Source organism: Proteinivorax hydrogeniformans (assembly GCF_040515995.1).
Lineage (GTDB): Bacteria > Bacillota > Proteinivoracia > Proteinivoracales > Proteinivoracaceae > Proteinivorax > Proteinivorax hydrogeniformans.
The window spans coordinates 280728-299789 of sequence record NZ_CP159485.1 but is presented as its reverse complement, the minus strand read 5'-3'; the positions used below and the strand labels follow the sequence as shown (position 1 = coordinate 299789).

12 protein-coding genes and 1 pseudogene are annotated in these 19062 nt (G+C 35.8%); 2 read left to right on the top strand and 11 right to left on the bottom strand.

All coding sequences use genetic code 11. The features are described 5' to 3' along the window. Window positions 1-3 precede the first annotated feature (3 nt). A complete protein-coding gene (locus PRVXH_RS01540; RefSeq protein ID WP_353893560.1) occupies window positions 4-153 on the bottom strand; it encodes a hypothetical protein in 150 nt (49 codons plus the stop codon). Between the two features lie 176 nt (window positions 154-329). Here PRVXH_RS01540 and PRVXH_RS01535 point away from each other — a divergent pair, with 176 nt between their 5' ends. Next, the gene (locus PRVXH_RS01535) at window positions 330-569 is read left to right on the top strand and encodes an ATP-binding protein (protein WP_353894526.1); all 240 of its coding nucleotides are present in this window, start codon (window positions 330-332) and stop codon (window positions 567-569) included. 286 nt (window positions 570-855) lie between these two features. On the opposite strand, the pseudogene PRVXH_RS01530 reads toward PRVXH_RS01535, so the two are convergent. The 3 genes and pseudogenes from PRVXH_RS01530 to PRVXH_RS01520 all read right to left on the bottom strand — a co-directional run. After that, window positions 856-1007: pseudogene (locus tag PRVXH_RS01530) on the bottom strand (IS256 family transposase); the annotation flags it as partial. 290 nt (window positions 1008-1297) lie between these two features. Further along, window positions 1298-2182, bottom strand: a complete 885-nt coding sequence (gene manA, locus PRVXH_RS01525; RefSeq protein WP_353893559.1) for a mannose-6-phosphate isomerase, class I — start codon at window positions 2180-2182, stop codon at window positions 1298-1300. 59 nt (window positions 2183-2241) lie between these two features. After that, a complete protein-coding gene (locus PRVXH_RS01520; RefSeq protein ID WP_353893558.1) occupies window positions 2242-4707 on the bottom strand; it encodes a glycoside hydrolase family 38 C-terminal domain-containing protein in 2466 nt (821 codons plus the stop codon). Window positions 4708-4781: 74 nt separating this feature from the next. Here PRVXH_RS01520 and PRVXH_RS01515 point away from each other — a divergent pair, with 74 nt between their 5' ends. After that, the gene (locus PRVXH_RS01515; protein WP_353893557.1) at window positions 4782-5045 is read left to right on the top strand and encodes a hypothetical protein; all 264 of its coding nucleotides are present in this window, start codon (window positions 4782-4784) and stop codon (window positions 5043-5045) included. 407 nt (window positions 5046-5452) lie between these two features. Here the strand turns inward: PRVXH_RS01515 and PRVXH_RS01510 are convergent, their stop codons facing one another. The 7 genes from PRVXH_RS01510 to PRVXH_RS01480 form a co-directional block, all read right to left on the bottom strand. Next, window positions 5453-6382 carry an HNH endonuclease gene (locus tag PRVXH_RS01510; protein ID WP_353893556.1) on the bottom strand — a complete coding sequence of 310 codons (930 nt, stop codon included), beginning with the start codon at window positions 6380-6382 and terminating at the stop codon, window positions 5453-5455. Between the two features lie 240 nt (window positions 6383-6622). Continuing rightward, window positions 6623-8299 (bottom strand): DUF3320 domain-containing protein, encoded by a 1677-nt coding sequence (locus PRVXH_RS01505; RefSeq protein WP_353893555.1) that lies wholly within the window; start codon window positions 8297-8299, stop codon window positions 6623-6625. Window positions 8300-8316: 17 nt separating this feature from the next. Then, a complete protein-coding gene (locus PRVXH_RS01500; protein ID WP_353893554.1) occupies window positions 8317-12135 on the bottom strand; it encodes a DUF4011 domain-containing protein in 3819 nt (1272 codons plus the stop codon). Between the two features lie 371 nt (window positions 12136-12506). Then, window positions 12507-13232, bottom strand: coding sequence for a SprT family zinc-dependent metalloprotease (locus tag PRVXH_RS01495; RefSeq protein WP_353893553.1), 726 nt, complete (start codon window positions 13230-13232; stop codon window positions 12507-12509). A gap of 14 nt (window positions 13233-13246) precedes the next feature. Continuing rightward, window positions 13247-16345: a type I restriction endonuclease subunit R gene (locus PRVXH_RS01490; RefSeq protein WP_353893552.1), complete on the bottom strand. Its 3099-nt coding sequence runs from the start codon at window positions 16343-16345 to the stop codon at window positions 13247-13249. Between the two features lie 44 nt (window positions 16346-16389). Beyond that, entirely contained in the window at window positions 16390-17517 is a 1128-nt protein-coding gene (locus PRVXH_RS01485; protein WP_353893551.1) for a restriction endonuclease subunit S, read from the bottom strand. A gap of 9 nt (window positions 17518-17526) precedes the next feature. Beyond that, on the bottom strand, window positions 17527-19056 hold the full coding sequence (locus PRVXH_RS01480; RefSeq protein WP_353893550.1) for a type I restriction-modification system subunit M: 1530 nt from the start codon (window positions 19054-19056) through the stop codon (window positions 17527-17529). Window positions 19057-19062 lie beyond the last annotated feature (6 nt).

Sequence of the window (19062 nt, the reverse complement as noted above, 5' to 3'; positions counted from 1 at the left end):
ATTTTAAAACCTGACTTTTTCAGTGGCCTCTTCCTGTCCCCTCGTCCCACTAGCATAAGCAGCATCACAAAGAATTGCATGCTTAAGCAGAAATTTCAGAACTGTTTTGGCAATATCATCGTTGTATTTATTTCCTAATATGTGAGTAAACATGGTATACCCCTTAAAACTCTAACCATGACTTCAGCACCTTTTTTAACATCCTTTAATTTAAGTTTATATAATTTATTTTTATTCATATCATCCTTCCAAACTATAATCTTCTAAGATTATGATAACTAACTGTAAGTCCCGACCGTTAGGCAAAGTCTATCCGGTAGTTTTCTCAGATCCCTGCCATAAACATCGGAAAAGTCAATGCTTATACTAATAAAAAGTGGGACAAGGTTCCTGTCCCCTTGGCTCTTAATAAGGGACTAGAAGATTGGACTGAACTACTCGGTGACCCAGCTTTAACTACAGCTGTTTTAGATAGAATCACCCATAGATGCGAGTTATTTAACATGTCAGGTAAAAGTTATAGATTAGCACACAGAGAATCATTTTTTGAAGAAAAATCTAAAGAATAGCTGGAAAAAGATTAGGGAAAATTATTTGCCAAAATTTATCCAATTCTACTTGCCAGTTACAGTAGTGCTTACTTTTAGATTTTGACATAATTTTATCTCCTTAGGTTTAGTGTCGTAACTTCATTATTGCATTTATTTTCTTATACGACAACTATCCTAACACATAGGGCCCTTTCCCCTTCTAAGTTGTGGCCACTTAAAAGGATATAATAATTGGATTGTACTGGCAATTACTTTTTGTATTTTGACGGCCATTTATTGTATTTTTACTTTACCATAAACAGGTCCCAATAGGTGAGTGTTTTCATAACCTAAACGCTCATCCATTTCAGCTTCAAAAACTTCTTGCAGCGTGTCTTTAAACAAGTCTTTTAAGCTTGCTTGAACCTCTTCTACACTATTACATTCCTTTGCCAACTCTTTGTTTTTACTTTGCATAATTGAACCATCTCCTTTGTTTATCCAATTACACAAAGTTTATTACGCTCTCTCTTTAGCAATGGGGCTACCCGGTGGAGAGCTTATCTTGGTTATCTCTGTGCTATTCATAATCTATACAGCACCAATAGGAGCTTGGGCAATAAACTTCTTTGCTGATCGTCTGTTGACTAAAAGTACTGGTGCATCGGTTGAGGAAAGGTAGAGTTTGCTTTGTCAAGATTACACACGAAAAACACCACTATTTGAAGCCAAAAAGTGGTGTTTTTTAAATTTATTTCACTAACAAACTACACATGAGAAATAATTAGCTCCAAATTACCGTTCACTTCAACTTCCTTTCGGGTTTTAGGTATTATAAAATGGCTGTTAGCCGATATATGGATATTGTCTACGTAACCTTCACCTTTTACTACACTTACATTAAGAAACGGTTTATCATTATGGATTATATGTTGTCCCGCAATATCCATTTTAAAGACAGTAAAGTATTCATCCTTCACCAATAGCTCGCACTTAGCTTTATCATATTCAGTTATTTTGCCGTTTCTCTTTGTTTGGCGGTGTGGCACATTTATGACGTTAATGCTATCTTCTAGATGGAGCTGTCTTGGTAATCCATTTTCCAACCTATCATAGTCATATAATCTGTATGTTACATCGCTGGGTTGCTGAGTCTCTAAAATTACAGTTCCTTTGCCTATACCATGAACAGTGCCAGCAGGTATGTGATAGAAATCTCCCGGCTTAATCTTAACTTTATATAATAATTGCAGCCATTTTCCGTTGCGAATTTTGTCAACTAGTTCATCTTTGCTGCAAGCAGTATGGCCTAAGGTTATTTCTGCATTCTTGACACAATCGATGATGTACCAGCATTCTGTTTTGCCTAAACTTCCTTCATGCTGCTTTGCATATACATCGTCTGGATGAACTTGTATACTCAAGTCATCCTCTGCGGTAATTACTTTCGTTAGCATTGGAAAAGATTCGCAATCAATATTTCCAAAAAGCTCCCTTTGATTTTCCCACAACCATTGTAGTGTTTTACCAGCAAAAGGTCCATTTTTAATGCTACAAACTTTGTTTTCATGGGCACTTATAACCCAATCTTCGTTGCCCCACATTTTGGGGACTTTTACTTTATTTAAGAATATTATGTCGTCTTTTTTCATGCTACAACCTACTTTCCATGCTAATCTAATTGTAACTGCTGACTCAAAACCAGTGTTTATTATGATTTTATAAACTTATGGCTCTTAACGTCGTTGCTAACAAATTTACTATACTTAATTTCACCACTTAGTTTTGGACTATCTGACATATCAGGATTATTTGTTTTTAATATCTTTACATTGTGGTCTCTAATGTTTTGTTCAGCCATGTTTATATTATAGATATTTTTGAACAAATGCCTATTATAGCTTAGGCTTATTGCTTCTTTAGTTTTCTTAGTAGGATTAAAGACTCTCACAACATAACCTTCGCCGTCTTCAGAACATTTAAAGGTGCTGTTTAACAGGTTTTCACCTTCAATAACTGTCAAACAATCAGACCATACTCCTTGGCTTTCATACTCCGGATATGATATTCCAGTAATTTTGTTGGTGTAGCCGTGAGCTACAGAATGATAGTCTAAATCTTTATTTATTGGCATAAAAGCATATTCAGCCACTCTATTTCCTAACAGTTGCGCATCTGGTGTAGCACACATCGCACCACTTCTTCTTCCCTTTCTGTATTTCAAGTTTTCATTACCCATGTACCCCACACTGCTTAATAAAGTGATAGCCAACGTTGTAACTTCTTCTTGCAAAATTTCATATTGTGGTAATCCCTTGTTCATTATTATAAAACCTGTTCCATCATTTGACTTTAATCCGCTAAATTTATGTTGATTGAATATAGGATAATAGCGCTCTGACCAGTTTGATTCTTCGCTTTCCTTAGTTTGCTCAAACACATTTTCTCGAACAATTTCTCCAAATTGATTATCGGCAAAATTATTGTCAATCTTTTCGTCAAATTTAAATAAAACTTGGATACGATGGTTTTCAGCGGTATTTTCAATGAAAGTTTTAAAATCAACATATTTTATACCTTTTGTAAGGGTAATAACGGTTAGCAAATCAAGTTCAACCATATCTTTGATTCTGACTTTATTATTTGTTGTTTTGGGAACTTTCAAAGTATATTTGACCTCTAGAGATGCAGTTATAGGAGTGTCCTCAGTAATTTTTATACTCTTTAACTTGTCAATAGAGCGTATTTCATAATCCTCATATGGCGGAGAATAATCATATTCGTCACCGGCGTTACCATTGTTTCTGAAAATATGTTGGTTTTTATATACTTTGTTATTTATTTTGTCGCATATTGTAATGGCTCCATTATTTTCTACTTCAACTCTAATATAACTGTTTTCTAATATGTTATTTGCTTTAACAAGGGATTCATCAATTTCTTTTTTGTCATCACTTTCCCGCAAGTAATATGTTTTGTAACCAATTCCTTTTGATTTAGCAATAAATTTAACTTTATACTTATAATAGTAGTCGTCGGGCAAAGGGGTTAGTGAGACCTTTAAGTCTTTTAAATTTATTTGCTCACAACTCTCTTTTATATAATATACTTCGTTACCTTTTTCATCTACTAAAGTGAAGTTTTTACTCTTTGAGTAAACATCTACCTCTATTAATTCCTTTGTTTCACCTATAAATCCAGAGTAAATAATTATAGGTCGACCAGCACCATCCTTATAGTTTATTAGTGAATGAAGAGTTTGAAAGTTTTCGTCAACAAGATAATCTCCTATTTGGTCGGCATATTCAATTCGCATTTCCATTTCCTTATGAATTATGTCAGTACACACATTACAAATGGAATCATGAGCATGATTTTCAACAATGTAGCGCCAACCTCTATTTATTATATCAATATTTTTAATATCTTTTTCCAAGGAAACAAGTGCGTTTAAAGGTTCAACCAAATTTTCATACTTTCGTTCAACATCATAATTTTTTCGTTTTATATCCAGTCTTGTAGCTCCTATGCTATTATGAACCCTACTATGCTTTCCTTTTCTAAGTTCACCAGTAAGAACTTCCATTTGATTTCTAAAAGGGAGCAAATCTTTAAAAAATTCCTCTGGAGAAGAAACTCTGAAACTATACTGCTCATCTTTATAGTATGAGTTTAATTCTTTTGCTGCTTTTACTAGATGCTTTTTGGGGTAACATTGATCACTACCACTCATCAACAAAATGTTGCCGTTTATACTTCTACTTTCCAGAAACTCTAAATTTTTTTGAACTTCTGTAACATTTTTTTCTATATCTTCACTTAAAAACATTCCATTGCCATATCCTGATGGCATCCAAGCTGCAATAACTTCGCTATTGCCACTTCCTCTCCAGACGAATTCATTATGTTTTACATCATCATCTGCTATTCCTCTATAAAATAAGACGGTGTTGATATCAAAACCGTTAAGGATTGTTGGAATACATGAACTCTGACCGAATGAATCTGGCAAGTAACCTATATTCAAGGAAGTGCCATAACTGTCTGAAATATGTTTGCTAATAAGCAAATTTCTGATTAAACTTTCACCACTTGGTAAAAACGTATCTGGTTGAACATACCATGGACCAGGTATAATTCTGCCCTCACAAATATATTTTTTCAAGGTTGATTCCATGTGAGGCTTTACAACTTAAATCGCTTATTATAGGTGTCTATTTTTTTCAAATATAGTAAAAGGGGAGAGGTATAATGAATTATGAGTTTAAAGAGAACGAAGTAATGATGGTTGACCTTCATACATTCAATATCTTCGATGCCCAAGTTTATTTAGAAAGATTAGTTACAGCAGTTAACGCAAGAGTAATCAAAGAAATTATAATAATACACGGTCACAGGCGTGGGAAAAAGCTACAAAAATTTGTGAGAACTGAGTTTAAAAACTCTAAAATTGAACGAAAACTGCTAAGTTTAAACCCAGGCAGAACTAGCTTTATCTTAAAACAAGTAAACTAAATAAGGAGTGTTTTTATGAATAAAGAAACTGTTAGATGGATTGTGAATTTGAGTAAGACAAACTTAGGCGGTCTGTATTAACCACCATCATTAGTCCTATTCAAATTTACTAATCAAAATCAATCACTTATTACAAGTGTCTATAAATAGATTACCATAATTATACTTTATGTACAATACTTTTTTTGTTTTTTTCTGAATTTTTTATAACCTATTTCAAATTAGCAGATTTTTATTTAAAAAGAACTATCTCTTATTATTCTGTTTAATAATTTAAGACAGTTCTTTTTTGATTCTCTGATATTTGGTTGTTTTACGCTTATCTATTTATTTTTTTATTAAAATCACCTTTTGACAGATAATGGGTACAAAAGTCACCGTCCCCATTTGCACAAACCGGGCATTTATTAGCCCAAGTAAACATTTTCATTATGCCATTGTAGGTAGTTGTGTCCTGGTTGGTGTTCTTTTGTTTTTGGTAGTATTGATAGCTTTTGGCCGTGGTATGTGTAGTATTCTTTGCCGTTTCCGAAGTCTTCTTTTATTCTTCTGCTTACTTCTATGTTTAGCTGCTTGTCTATTGTTATATATCCTCTATCAAATAGAGTGTGTAGGTCTCTTCTTAGAAGTAGGCCGTTTTTTACTTCATGGGGGCCTTTTAAGCTATATGGTTTTATGTGAGCTGCTTCTAGCACTGGCAAAGTTTTTTCTCCTGTAATGCTGCATCTTCTTTGGTATGCGTCAGTTATTAGAACCTTAAATGCTCCTTGCCCTATTCTTGGTTTTATATTTTGTTCTTTGCCGTAGTAGATTTGTGGGGACTGCGCTTTAACAGCTGATAGGTGGGGGCTTTGTCTAGTCAGTCTTTGTTGTACTTGTTGGTATAGAGATCGTCCATATGGCTCTGAAGTGTCGTAAGTTTTGCCCTGTACGATATTTTTACTCCAATTTTTCGGAACCGGAATCCAATCACTTTCGTCAAAGTAAAATGGGTTAGATAGAATAATGCAGCCTATGTAAGGGTCTGGATCAGATAAGCGACTTGTCTTTCTGTATTTATAAACTCGTTCATTAAGTTCAGTTAAACTGTTAGCGCCATTAGCCACGCCAAAAGCTTCCCACGCTAATGAGGATGGCAAAATAGAAAACTTTAAAAAGAACCCGCCACCTACTATATAATCGTTAGGGCTATGAAGTTTAAATAAAAACAACTCCCCTTCATTCAAAGCCTTAAAATTGATTTTACCCCCAGGCTTCCAGAAGTTGATTTCATCACAGTTTTCCCTTTTTAGAGTTTTGAACCAGCTATAATCCGTTATACCAACATACATTTTCATAGGCATTTCCTCCATGTGTTGTGTTTGTGTCTTAACTTTAAGAAATGTCCTTTTTATGGAAGTTGAAAGGTTGGAAAATTAATGGTTGTATTGATAAGGTAGTTGGACAAGAAGGACGAATTTTTGTTCAACTACCTTGCTTTTAATACTTTGCCTAGTATTGCGTGTTTGCAAGCCTGACCTGGAAATTTTCAAAGTTTTACCCTTTGCCCCTACAAAAATTTTATTCATCAAGCTCCTTTAAACCTTTAAAGTAACCCTTCCTTCAGTCTCCTCTACTTTATTCTCTTCCAGCATATTTCCAAATGCTTCTTCAAGCTTTTTTTGAATCTTTGACCCCATCCTGTTGTATCCGTATTGTCTCGCTGTTACTTGAAAAAGGCTCTCTTTAGTTATTCCATAGCTTACTGATATTATTTTCAGCATAGCGCTTATAAGTTCATCAGGGCTTATGTGTTCTACTGCTCTTACTACATCATCTTCACCTGGGATTCTTGGAACAACTGATTCATAGTTCTTAGGATATAAAAAGTCGCCTTTTTGAATTAAACTTCTACTCATTTTGCTAATCCCAGAGTCAACTTGGCGGCGGATTTTTACTGTAGCTTTCTTATTGCCATAAAATGGTGCAATGCGTTTGCAAAGTAATTCAAAATGTATTGGATACTCATATTCCACTACATGCTCAATTATATTACATATGTCCCTTGTTGGATAACCGCTCCGCGGTACTTCAGATATATTTGCTTCTTTATAAGCGGGAAAATCAAATCCATTGTTATTGCCTTCTTCAAGCTGGCCTGTTGTTATAACTTCAGTTTCTAGATATTGCTCTTCAAACTTGTCACTTTGGAATTGTTTATTTGCAAGCGTACTTTCGAATAAAGTATCTTCATTGTACTCACTGATTGCATTATTTATTACCTCAACTAGCTTTTCCCCTTCTGTCACTGAGTCCTTAATCCAGTCTGTTGACCAAACCCGATAAATCTTCCAACCCATATTTTCAAGAACATCCTGCCGCAAACGGTCACGTTCTCTAGCTGTTCGCGAAGAATGATAAGTAGCTCCGTCACATTCAATTCCAATAACAAAACGTCCATCAAGTGTAGGATGCTTTATAGCCATGTCTATGCGATACCCAGAACAACCAACCTGTGTAGCTACCCTAAAGCCTTTTGATACTAAAAAGTCGTATACCGCCTCCTCAAAAGGTGATTCTAGGTTAACTACCTTGTCATAGGTTAATTCCTTTTCTAATGTTCTTGGTCCATTAATTGCAAACTCAATGTATGCTCTAAGCAACTTTACTCCCTCAGAATTAGTTTTTTCTAGCTCTATATCTGTAGGATGAATAGAGCCTACCAGTTTAACATTATATTTTGCCCTTGTTATTGCTACATTTAACCTACGATATCCTCCTTCCCTGCTTAGCGGTCCAAAATTCATATACATCACACCACTTGCATCTTTAGCATAGCCAATACTAAAAATTATTGTATCTCTTTCATCACCTTGTACATTCTCTAGATTTTTTATAAAAAATGGTTCATCTTTATCTTCTTTAAAAAACTCTTCATATTGCGGGTTTTGTAGTCGTAACTTTCTAATCTCAGAATCTACTGCCTGTTGTTGTGCTCCACTAAATGTAATAACCCCCAGAGAACGGCCCGGACTTTTTTGCAAATGTTCAAATACAAGGCAAGCCACTCTTTTTGCTTCAATAACATTGTTTCTTTTTTTACTGCGGTCATATACTCCATCTTTTACAAGGTCATATTCCACACCATACCCTGGCATTTTGTCGACATGTGAGGGGAAAGTAATTAATGAGCTTTGATATATCTTAGCGTTAGAAAATGTAATTAAATGCTCATGGCGACTCCTGTAATGCCACTTAAGGGATCGCTCCGGCAAAACAGTTACTGCTTCATCTAAAACAGACTCATAGCCAAAATTATCTTCATCAAGTTCTTCATCTTCTGTATCAAATCTTCACCAGAAATTGAGGCATTAAAGAAATTAGTAGGTGGCAACTGTTTACTATCTCCTGCAATAACTACTTGTTTTCCCCTCATAATAGCCCCAACAGCATTTTCAGTACAAACTTGTGAAGCCTCATCAAAAATTACCATATCAAAATCATAGCTGTGTGACTGCAAGAAAAGACTTACAGATAAAGGCGACATCATTAAGCAGGGCTTTAGGGACGGGAGCAATGTAGGAATCCTTGAAAACAGCTTTCTTATTGGCATGATTCTTTTACGCTTCTCAAGCTCTCTTTTCAGTATAGAAACTTCATCAAAAGCAGCAGTAACGCTATTAACATTTGGAAGCTTTGCTATTAAGTTTTCTTTTATGCGTGCTTTTGCTATATCCATTTGAAGTTTATCAAGCTTTACAAATTGTTCTATAGTAGTTAAGTGGTTTCGTTTCCTGAAGGACTGTACAGCTTGAAATTGTGGTAAAATAGCGTCTAACCACAATTTGTAAAAGCGTTTTTTAAAAGTATCAACTATTAACTCTCTACTAACTTTCTCTTCTTGCACCGCATCTATAAAATCTGAAAGTCCTTCTTCCTCACAATCTTCTCTAGCTTTTCTAAAGTCAATCCATTCTTCAAGAGCAGCCAAATTTTCAAGACACTTTTCTAATTTATCTTGCAAAGCGAAAAAATTAAGTTTTTTAATTTCATTTTCACTTTCAAACAATTCACTAAACCATTTAATATTACTGTTTATCTGCTCTTTTGATATCCTTATATACTCAGCACAATTCTTTGCTTCTTGTGAGTAAGAACCAGAAATTATTTTATCCTGAAATGCTTCTGGTAAATTATATTTTTTGATATACTCCTTAAATTTGCTTGACCATAAAAGCGACTCTTGAATCTGTTGCCAGTCAGTATCTAGACCCTTATATAGAAACTGATATTTTTCAACCAACAGATCTCTTTGAGTAATAATATTTTCTTTTATTTCTTGTAAGCGAGCTAGATTTTCTATACTATTTCTGTGCTCGTTGCAACTCCGTTCGCCCTTTGAAAAAGCAGCAACTCCAAGTATCTCTTCCTTACATATTCTAAGCAGATTAGCTAACTCCTTATTTCTCTGTATCAAACTGGTGTACCTTACAAGTTCTAGTCCTTTGTCTGAAAGTAAGTCCTTATAATCATTTATATTACCTGAGTCCCAGATTGACTGAATTTCTGATAAGATATCTGAACACATTTTAAAGTTATTGCCACTAAGCAAATTTTGTTTTATTCCTTCAGGTATTACACCCTTAAAATACTTATTTACCGCCTCAAAAGCTACAAATGCATCCTCAATTTCTGTATAATTTGTATCCTGTCCATCATACAGGCCACCAAGCTTATCCCTTAGCTCACTATCTTTCTCTTTCAGCCAATTCTTTTTTTCATGTAAAGTTTTAAGTTTATTTAATAGCTCTAAAACTTCATTATCATGTACTTTTTTCACTGGGGTTATCCTAAGTCCTCTGATAGCTTTACGATCCTGCCTATATGCTTTCTTAAAGAATTTCAAGACTGAAGTATATTCTGTTTTAAACCTCCAAAGCATAGATGCGTACTCAATATTCAAAGCATCTTTTTCGTATAACTTCAGAATATCTGCTTCCAGTGATTCAATGTCACACTGTGTTTTTTGAGCTTGTTCTAATAGTTTATTCCTAGAATTAGTATTGTCATTATCAAACCAGCTCAAAGAAGGCATTATCCGTTTATTAAAAGATTTAAAGAAGTTATATAGTTTTTTTGTTTCACCTATATTCTTCGGCTCATCTAACTTCAGTTTTCCCGATAAAACACATGCTGACGAAGAAAGTTTATTCATATCTTGGCGTGATACTTCACATATTGACAATAATTTATTAATTGATTCATAAATTTCACTTTCAGATTTGTATTTATGATTGTCTAGAATTGATAGCGCCTCTTCAAAGCAATTGTCCAAAGTATCACTTATCTGACGCCCATCCAGGTCATAAATTCCCTTTGCATATACACTAGATATATCCTCTTCTAACTTTAAATAATTTTTCTGTTTATTGTCAAAGTCACTTGCGTCATTTATTAACTCCTCAATGTCATCACTAATTAACCACTGCTTAGGCACTTGCGACGATTTTGCACAAAAACTTAGTAGTTCTTCATAAACATCCATAGTAAGGAAATTTAAATTGTTGCTTTTAAGCGAAAGCTTCTCAAGCATATCAGTCAAGTTTTTTCCAATTTCATTAGCTTGATATAACAACTCTTTTAAAATCACATGTATATTTTGACGTAGGTCATGTGAAACTTGATTCACTCCACATCCTTTCCAAGGATTTGACTTATAATCCTCTCCCATTTTTTCCATAGTTCTAGTAAAGTTATTTAGAAGCTGTACATATTTATACAATTTTTCTTTGGTGGTTTGTTCTACACTATTTAATGAAAAAATTACATCTGGCGCAAAATTTAGTTTAGCTAGAATACCATTGACCTGATATATACTTAATCCTAAAGGCTCACAGGGTGTATGTAATTGTGTGCTATACTCATTTAATTGCTCTCTCACGTTTTTCAAAACATCTAAGTTGTAGATTGCATCTTCTCTTACTGATACCTTATCCTTTTTTAATGCCTTACTTAAACTATGTAAGACCTCTCTTTTATTGGCTTTATGACTATGTAATGTTAAGCAAAAATCATCTAGTCCAACTTCAGTCAACCTTCTATGAACAACGTCCAAAGCAGCCATTTTCTCTGAAACAAACAACACTTTTTTACCATCAGCTAATGCTTCTGCGATAATGTTTGTAATGGTCTGACTTTTCCCTGTGCCTGGAGGGCCCTGTAATACAAAACTAACTCCTTTTTTAGACAATACAATTGCATCTTGCTGACTCGAATCAGCGTCAACTACTTGGTATATATCTACTGGTTTATCCTTTGTATCATGATCATATTCAGCCATTTCATCGATATCGTATTCAATTTCAGTACTATCTCCACATAAGGCTTTCACAACGCCGTGGTTCTTTAGCTTATCTTCATAATTACTTAAGTCATGATACATATTGATTTTTAAAAAGGATAATAGGGAAAGACTCACTTTCCCTTCTACTTTCCATCCATTCTTCTGAGCTAGTTGAGAAATTTCATCTAAATATTTTATTATTCCATCATGCTGGGCATCAAATTCAGGAAGGTGTATCCCAAAGTCATTATTTAATTTATGTGATAACGTAGGGTTTACTACAATTTCATCTTCATGAATACTTAATTTATACGGATCCGTTATTGATTCCACTGTTAGTGAGACAGGTACAAGAACTATTGGAGATGTTATATCCTGAGACGAATCAATACTTTCTTTCCAACTCAAAAATCCAAAGGACAAGTAAAGTATATTAACACCCTGCTCTTCCATAGCTGTTTTGGCTTTATATCTGATAGATTTTAAAGTCTTTTGTAACTCTTGAATTGTCCGGTCTGTTTTAAGGTCGCCTTCAATGACTTCAATATTAGTTTTATCAGAGTCATCATTTGCTTCCCTTTCAGTTGGATATGGAAAAACAAGTGTATCTTCTTTTTCGACTATTCTATTATAAAGTTCATCATATTGTGGTGTTACTATATTCAAATTAGATCTCTTAGTTTCTCTATAATTAATCAAACGATTTCTCTTGCCCAGGTCCAATAGCTTCTTTTTCCAAGTCTCCAATTTCAAATCCATATTATTCATACCTACACCTCTCCACAAAATAGTGTTTTAACTCCAACAAATATTGATTTTCCTAAAGAAGGACAGTTGTTCGCCTTAATTTTACATATATTAAAATAATTCTATTAAATATATAAATACCCTTTATCTTCACTAAAACCTTTCCAACATCTTTATTAAAATACTATTCTTTTTAAAACATTATAACCAGTTTGATAATATTATTCATATATTAAAATCAGCTATCACCGGGGTATTAAGAATCTCTTTTCTTCTAACCTGCACAACGGTACTTTGTATATGTCCAAACAATGTTTGAAAAGTATCAAAAAGACAGCTTAACTAAAATCAAGCTGTCTTTTCTAATAATGTCATCTTATTATATTTCCCCCCTACAACTCCCGCACTACTTCCTCATCTAGTATCTTCTTCCGTTCTTCCCAGTCGGGCATTAGGGTATTTAGGGTTTGGTAGAAGTCTTGGTTGTGGTTGTTATTTTTGAAGTGTAGTAGTTCGTGTAGGATTACGTAGTCTATGCAGTGTTTTGGGGCTTTTATTAGGTCTTTGTTTATTAGGATTGTGTTTGTTTCTATTAGGGCGGAGCCCCAGCGGGCTTTCATTTGGCGGGTTTCTAGGTTTGGTTTTTGTATGCCGTATTTGCCTACTTTGGGGTACATTTTATCTAGGATTTTTTGGAAGGTTTGTTTAGCTTTTGTGCGGTACCAGTTTTGTATTAGTTTTGCTTTTTTGTTGTGGTTGGTTTTGTCTTTTACGTATAGGTGGATGAAGCCTCTTAAGTATTTTACTTGCTCGATTTCGTCAGTTTGTTCTACTTTTAGCCGGTATTGTTTGCCTAGGTATTTGAAGGATTCTCCGCTTACGTATTCCCGTTTACTCTGAGGTTCGGGAGCTACTTTTTCAAACTTTTTCTGCTGCTTTTTTATCCAAGAACCTTTGCCTTTTACAAAGTTATATATAAAGTCATCTGGCACTTTATGATTGGCGGATACTTGTACTGTTGTGTCAGGCTTTATGTTAAGGTTTACGTTTTTGACGTCTTTTCTTTGCAGTTGGAACTCTATTGTTTCTTCTCCGTATTTTACTTGATGTTTTTCCATATTAGTCACCCTATCTAGTAACGTCTTTGAGCTATTTTTTTAACTTGTTCTAGCAGTTTATCTATTTCATCTATTTTTAAATCAATCTCCTGTTCAGCAGAAAAATCAAATATAAGCTCATCCACTTCTTGTTCTATGCGGTTATGAACTTCCGGGTTGTTTTTCCAGTCTACTTTGGCATACTTTTGGATTATTTTATCCACTTCTAGTGCCAGCTGTCCTATTGCATCATAGTTAATATTACTTTCTTTATTGTCTAGGACAAGCTCTTTTGTTACTCCGTAAAAGGCTTGGGCTGATTTGTTTTTCTTTATCGGTTCTGGATAGTCGTCTGTGGGCTCGCCTTGGCGGTAGTCATTCATAAGGTCTTTCATTTTTTCAAAGTATTCTTTTTCTGATATTCGGCGTTCTCTGTACTCGTCTAGTATATCCTGTAGCCTTTGAGAAAACTTTTTATAGTGGGCGGGGTTTTCATCCCATTTGGCGTTTATGCTTTTTGTAAGCCTTGATTGGATGGCATCTGCTTTGGCCCTTTTAGAACCTAGGCGGTCTAGCTCATCTTCAAAGTCTTTTTCGTTTAAGATGTCTACTGGATTGGTTATCCTCATGATATCTTCTGAGGATATATACTGGTCCATTATTTTTTGCATCTTTGCTTCGTATTCTTTGTGGTCTACGGTGTCGGAGTAGCGAAGTTTTACGGTCTTTCTAAGACTTTGGAAGAACTTTAGGTCTTTTTTGTATTTATTTAGCTCTTTTTGTCCTAGGGCATCGTAAATTTTTTCAGACTCTAGTGCTATACCTAGGTTGCGGCCAAATCTACTAAGGACTTCGTAAAAATCTTCTCGCAGCTCTTCGTCAGCTAGTAGCACTTCATACTCTTCGCTATCTGCTTTGTTCTTTATTGGTGCAAATATGTCCATAAGCTCTGAATGATATTGCCTTAAAGAACCTATTACACTGATTACATCATGTAGTGCTCCCTTTAAATCTTCAGGATCAAAGTTTTCTAGGCCAGCGCCGGAGTACATCTCCATGGCGGTGTCCAGCCTTTCAAGTAGACCTCTGTAGTCTATGATAAAACCGTAATCCTTGCCTTCATGGAGGCGGTTTACCCTTGCTATAGCTTGTAGTAGTGTATGCTCTTTTAGCGGCTTATCGATATATAGCACTGTAGCTTTTGGAGCATCAAAACCTGTTAGTAGCTTATCAACCACTATTAAAAGGTCTATTTCATCGCCATTTACAAACTCGTCTTTGATAGCATCTTCATAAGCTTCTTCGCTACCATAGCGGTTCATCATTTTGTCCCAGAAGTTAATAACTTTATTTTTGGATTCTTCATCTACGGCATCATATCCCTCTCGCTTATCCGGTGGGGATATTACCACAGCGGTGTTTAAATCTCCTAACTCTTCAAAGGCATTAAAGTAGCGGATGGCTTCGATTTTGCTGTTTGTAGCTAGCATAGCTTTAAACTGTGAGCCTTGAGTTTTGTAGTTGTCAAAGAAGTGTTTGTTAATGTCAAAGGCTATCATTTCTATCCGCTGGTCCGACGATGCTATTCTTTCATACTGAGACCATTTTTGCATAACTTCATCTTTTTGCTTTTCGTTAAGATGTCGGGTAATCATCTCTAACTTTCTATCTACAGCGTTTTGATTTATTGTTTGCTCCACCATCTTGCCTTCATATAACAGTGGTAGGATAGCTTTGTCTTTGACCCCATCGGCTATGGTGTAGGTGTGGATTAGCTTGCCAAACTTTATCATGGTGTTTTTTTCTTTTTTCATAAGTGGGGTTCCGGTAAAACCTAAGTAGCAAGCATTTGGAAATACCCTTTTCATTTTGGTGTGCAGCTCTCCGTACTGGGTTCTGTGACTTTCATCTACCAGCACAAAAACATCTTTTGATTCTATGGCGTCGCTGGTTTGGGATGCCGTGTCAAACTTGTGAACCAAAGTGGTTATAATATCAGCATTGTTATCGTCAATAAGATCTACTAGGTGTGATCCGGATCTTGCTCGGCTGGCTTTTAGCCTTGTATGGTTAAAGGTGTTGTGAATTTGCTTGTCTAGCTCCACCCTGTCTGTAACAATTACAACCTTAGGGCTGTGTTTAGCAAGGTTAGATAAAATATATTTAGCTAGCATTACCATTGTTAAACTCTTGCCAGAGCCTTGGGTATGCCAAATAACCCCGCTTTGGCGGTTGCCCGCTTCGTCGTAGGTTCCTATTGTTTCTATAATTTCCTTTATGGCAAAGTATTGTTGATAGCGACATATCTTCTTTATGTCTTTATCAAAAACAGTAAAAAACTTAGTTAATTCTAGCAAGCGCTTTGGATGACATAGGGATATGATGTTTTTATCTTGAGTGGTTGCAATTCGGTTGGTGACTATGTTTTGTAAATATTCGTTGAGCCATGCTTCATGCTCTTCTTTCCACACAGACCAAAATCTTTTAGGGGTGCCACAGGTGGCATATTGTACTTCGTTTTTGTTTGTTGCCATAACTAGCTGGACAAACTTAAAAAGCTGCGGGATATAGTCATTGCGCTGATTACGAATAGTTTGCTCTACACCTTGGGCCACACCCATAGCTGCCTTTTTGCACTCGATAACTACAAAAGGAATACCGTTGATAAACAGAACTATATCCGGCCGAGCTGTTTCATCCCCTGTTTCTCGCTCTACGGAAAACTCCTCTACTATGTGGTATGAGTTGTTCTCGATATTTTCCCAGTCTATGTATTTAAGGGTAAAGGATTTGATAGATCCATCGGGCAGATACTCTGTATAACTGCGGCCTAGCATTAGAGATTCATATATTTTTTCGTTGGTTTTGACAAGGCCGTCAGTAAGGGGCTCGTCTAAGTCTCTTATAGCCTTTTGAATGTTGCCATCGCTAAAGGAGTGCTGCTGTCCTTTGTATTCATAAGAATTTAACTCTTTTAGTTTTTCTTCTAGAACTGAGTTTAGAAAAGGGCTATGCATACTAATTCGCATCTGCTCTGCTTTTTCCGGAGCTATACACTCATACCCCAAACCTTGCAGCACTTCAATAGCAGGCTGCTGGCTTATATTTTCTTCGCTTTGACTTGAATACCTCAAAACTACACCTCCATTTCTTTGTTAAATGGGAAAAGGAGCAAAGGTTAAACCTTTACTCTAACTTTTCCCGTAAGCAATAGCTGCATTAGACCTTTCTTTTGTTGTTTTAGTTGGGTAATGTTTTCTTCAAGCACCCTTATATTTTCATCAATTGTAATTAAAGTTTGTGCAATGGCTTTTTGTTCAGAAAGGTCTACAGGAATTTTGACTTTTATAACTTTAAAATTCACATACTTTAAGTTAAGTGTGTCATTAACTAACCCTTGAGAGTAGCGCTTAAATAAGTTTATAATTTTTGGATGTTTAAATAAATACCCTATAAAGTTAGGTGCTATCCTTGGAGTCGGCTTTAAAACTGTATATGCTGGACTAACAATTCCTTCATAACTTGAAACCCCTGAAACTCCTTGCCACATTCGCATGGTGTTATAGCCTATATCGTTTGGTAAAATCCTTTTATACTTACTTTTATCTTCACTAGAATTATCTTTACTTTCCAGTTCACTTCGCTTTATTACCCCTTTAGTGCTAGTAATTGCTAATAGTTCAAGTCCAGTGTAGCCGGTCTCTTTCCTCTCTTTTAAAATATCCCCTAATTTTACTTCTTCCCACTCCCCTTCAAACCCAGGAAGTCTTTTTTCTCCTGTTAGCAGTTTTTGCATCAGGCCTTTTTTCTGCTGTTTTTTCTGCTGGATTAGCTTTTCTTTTAACTGTATAGCCTTATCCCATGTTGAGAGGATGGAGGCTATTTTTTCTTGTTCGTTAAGCGGTGGTAATAAAACCTTTATACTCTTTATTGTAGATGCACTCAAACTTGGCACACCAGTTGCTTCGTTGTATTTTTTCCAAGGTATCATGCAAAATTTATAATATACGAATTTGGGGTTATTTCGTTCATTTATTACTGTATAAAACAGTGTATCAACTGTCCAAAACCCCTGTTCAATATACCTAGGCTTATCAATTGTACCTTTCCTACCTATTAGTACGGAGGGTTTGTCGAGGAGATATGCTCTAGCATTTCCAATTTGCCCACCCGTGCCAAATATAGGGTAATCTCCATTATTATCTTCCACATCTTTTTGGTTTTTACCATGCTTTACATCTAATATTTCACCTAGTTTCAAAAGGTCCCATCCCTTTGGTATATCTTTTTCAAAGTTGTTAACCATAATTACCACCTACAATCCCAGTTCTTCCAAATATTTTTCCATCTGCTCTTCCACTTCGCTAAGTTCTTTTTTTATGTCTTTAATATTTCCTTCCACCTGTTTCATGTCCACCGGTTCTTCCTCTTCAAAGGTGTCTACGTAGCGAGGTATGTTAAGGTTATAGTCGTTTTCTTTTATTTCATCTAGGGTAGCTACATAGGAATATTTGTCTTTGGTTTCGTAGTTTTCATAAGTTTGTACTATTTTGGCTATGTCTTGTTCTCGCATACGGTTTTGGTTTTTGCCTTTTTCGTAGTTTCCTTCTTCTGATGCATCGATAAATAGCACATCTTTTCGCTGGCGATTCTTTTTAAATACCATGATGCAGGCTGGAATCCCTGTGCCGTAAAATAGTTTCTCTGGCAGGCCAATTACTGCATCTAGAAGGTTCATGTCTATTATTTGCTTTCTGATTTTGCCTTCGCTGGCTCCTCTAAACAGCACTCCATGGGGCAGGATTGTTGACATGCGGCCGTTTTCTGCTAGCGAGTAAAGCATGTGTTGCACAAAGGCGTAATCACCTTTTGATGATGGTGGCACTCCCCACCCAAAACGACGATGGGGGTCTAAGCTTGCGTCCATTTTAAACTTCTTGTCGTTTGCACCTTCTCCTGCAAAGCCCATGGCCCATTTGTCCAGTGAAAATGGAGGGTTTGCTACTATGGCTTGGAACTTCATTAGCTTTTCATCTTCTAGGTGTAGAGGATTTGCTAAGGTATCTCCCCATTCTAGCTTGGCATCGTCAATGCCGTGAAGGTACATATTCATAAGAGCTAGTGAATGGGTTGCACCGTTTCGCTCTTGGCCGTAAATGGCAACCTTTTTATTTGGCACTTTGTTTGCCACTTTAATAAGTAGCGAGCCAGATCCACAGGTAGGGTCATAGATACGGTCATTTTCCTCTGGCTTAACTAGACGAGCTAGTAGTTCGGAGGCCATTCCTGGGGTGTAAAACTCTCCACCTTTTTTGCCGGCACCGGAGGCAAACTCGCCAATCATGTATTGGTATGCATCTCCTATGATATCTTCATCACCTAGTACCGAAGGTCTTAGGTTTAATCTATTAAAATCTTCTAGCAATGAACGTAAGATGGCATTTCTTTCTCTGGCTTTTCCTAGCACCGATTCGGAGTTAAAGTCTATGTTTCTAAATACTCCTCTAAGTTTTCTGCTGTTGTTTTCCTCTATGCCTGATAAGGCTTTGTTGATGGTTTCGCCAATTTCCGGACTAGTTCTTCTGTCATATAGATAGTCAAAAGTTGTGTTTTCTTCTAACACAAACCGTTCTCTGGATAGGGCCCGCTCTATCCGTCTTTCATCACCGTTATACCTTTCTGTGTATTGCTCCACGCTTTCTTTATATGAATCGCTGATATACTTCACAAACAACATAGTCAGGATATAATCTTTGTAAGTACTGGAATCTATCTTTCCTCTAAATGTATCTGCCGCTTGCCATAGGACAGAGTTAATTTGATCTTGGGTTACTTTTTCACTCATTTTTTC

Coding starts and splice junctions, on each gene's coding strand:
- PRVXH_RS01485 (WP_353893551.1), bottom strand. CDS start 17,517: ATGGTTAACAACTTTGAAAAAGATATACCAAAGGGATGGGACCTTTTG.
- PRVXH_RS01480 (WP_353893550.1), bottom strand. CDS start 19,056: ATGAGTGAAAAAGTAACCCAAGATCAAATTAACTCTGTCCTATGGCAA.
- PRVXH_RS01520 (WP_353893558.1), bottom strand. CDS start 4,707: ATGGAATCAACCTTGAAAAAATATATTTGTGAGGGCAGAATTATACCT.
- PRVXH_RS01495 (WP_353893553.1), bottom strand. CDS start 13,232: ATGGAAAAACATCAAGTAAAATACGGAGAAGAAACAATAGAGTTCCAA.
- PRVXH_RS01510 (WP_353893556.1), bottom strand. CDS start 6,382: ATGAAAATGTATGTTGGTATAACGGATTATAGCTGGTTCAAAACTCTA.
- PRVXH_RS01540 (WP_353893560.1), bottom strand. CDS start 153: ATGTTTACTCACATATTAGGAAATAAATACAACGATGATATTGCCAAA.
- PRVXH_RS01515 (WP_353893557.1), top strand. CDS start 4,782: ATGAATTATGAGTTTAAAGAGAACGAAGTAATGATGGTTGACCTTCAT.
- PRVXH_RS01500 (WP_353893554.1), bottom strand. CDS start 12,135: ATGAATAATATGGATTTGAAATTGGAGACTTGGAAAAAGAAGCTATTG.
- manA (WP_353893559.1), bottom strand. CDS start 2,182: ATGAAAAAAGACGACATAATATTCTTAAATAAAGTAAAAGTCCCCAAA.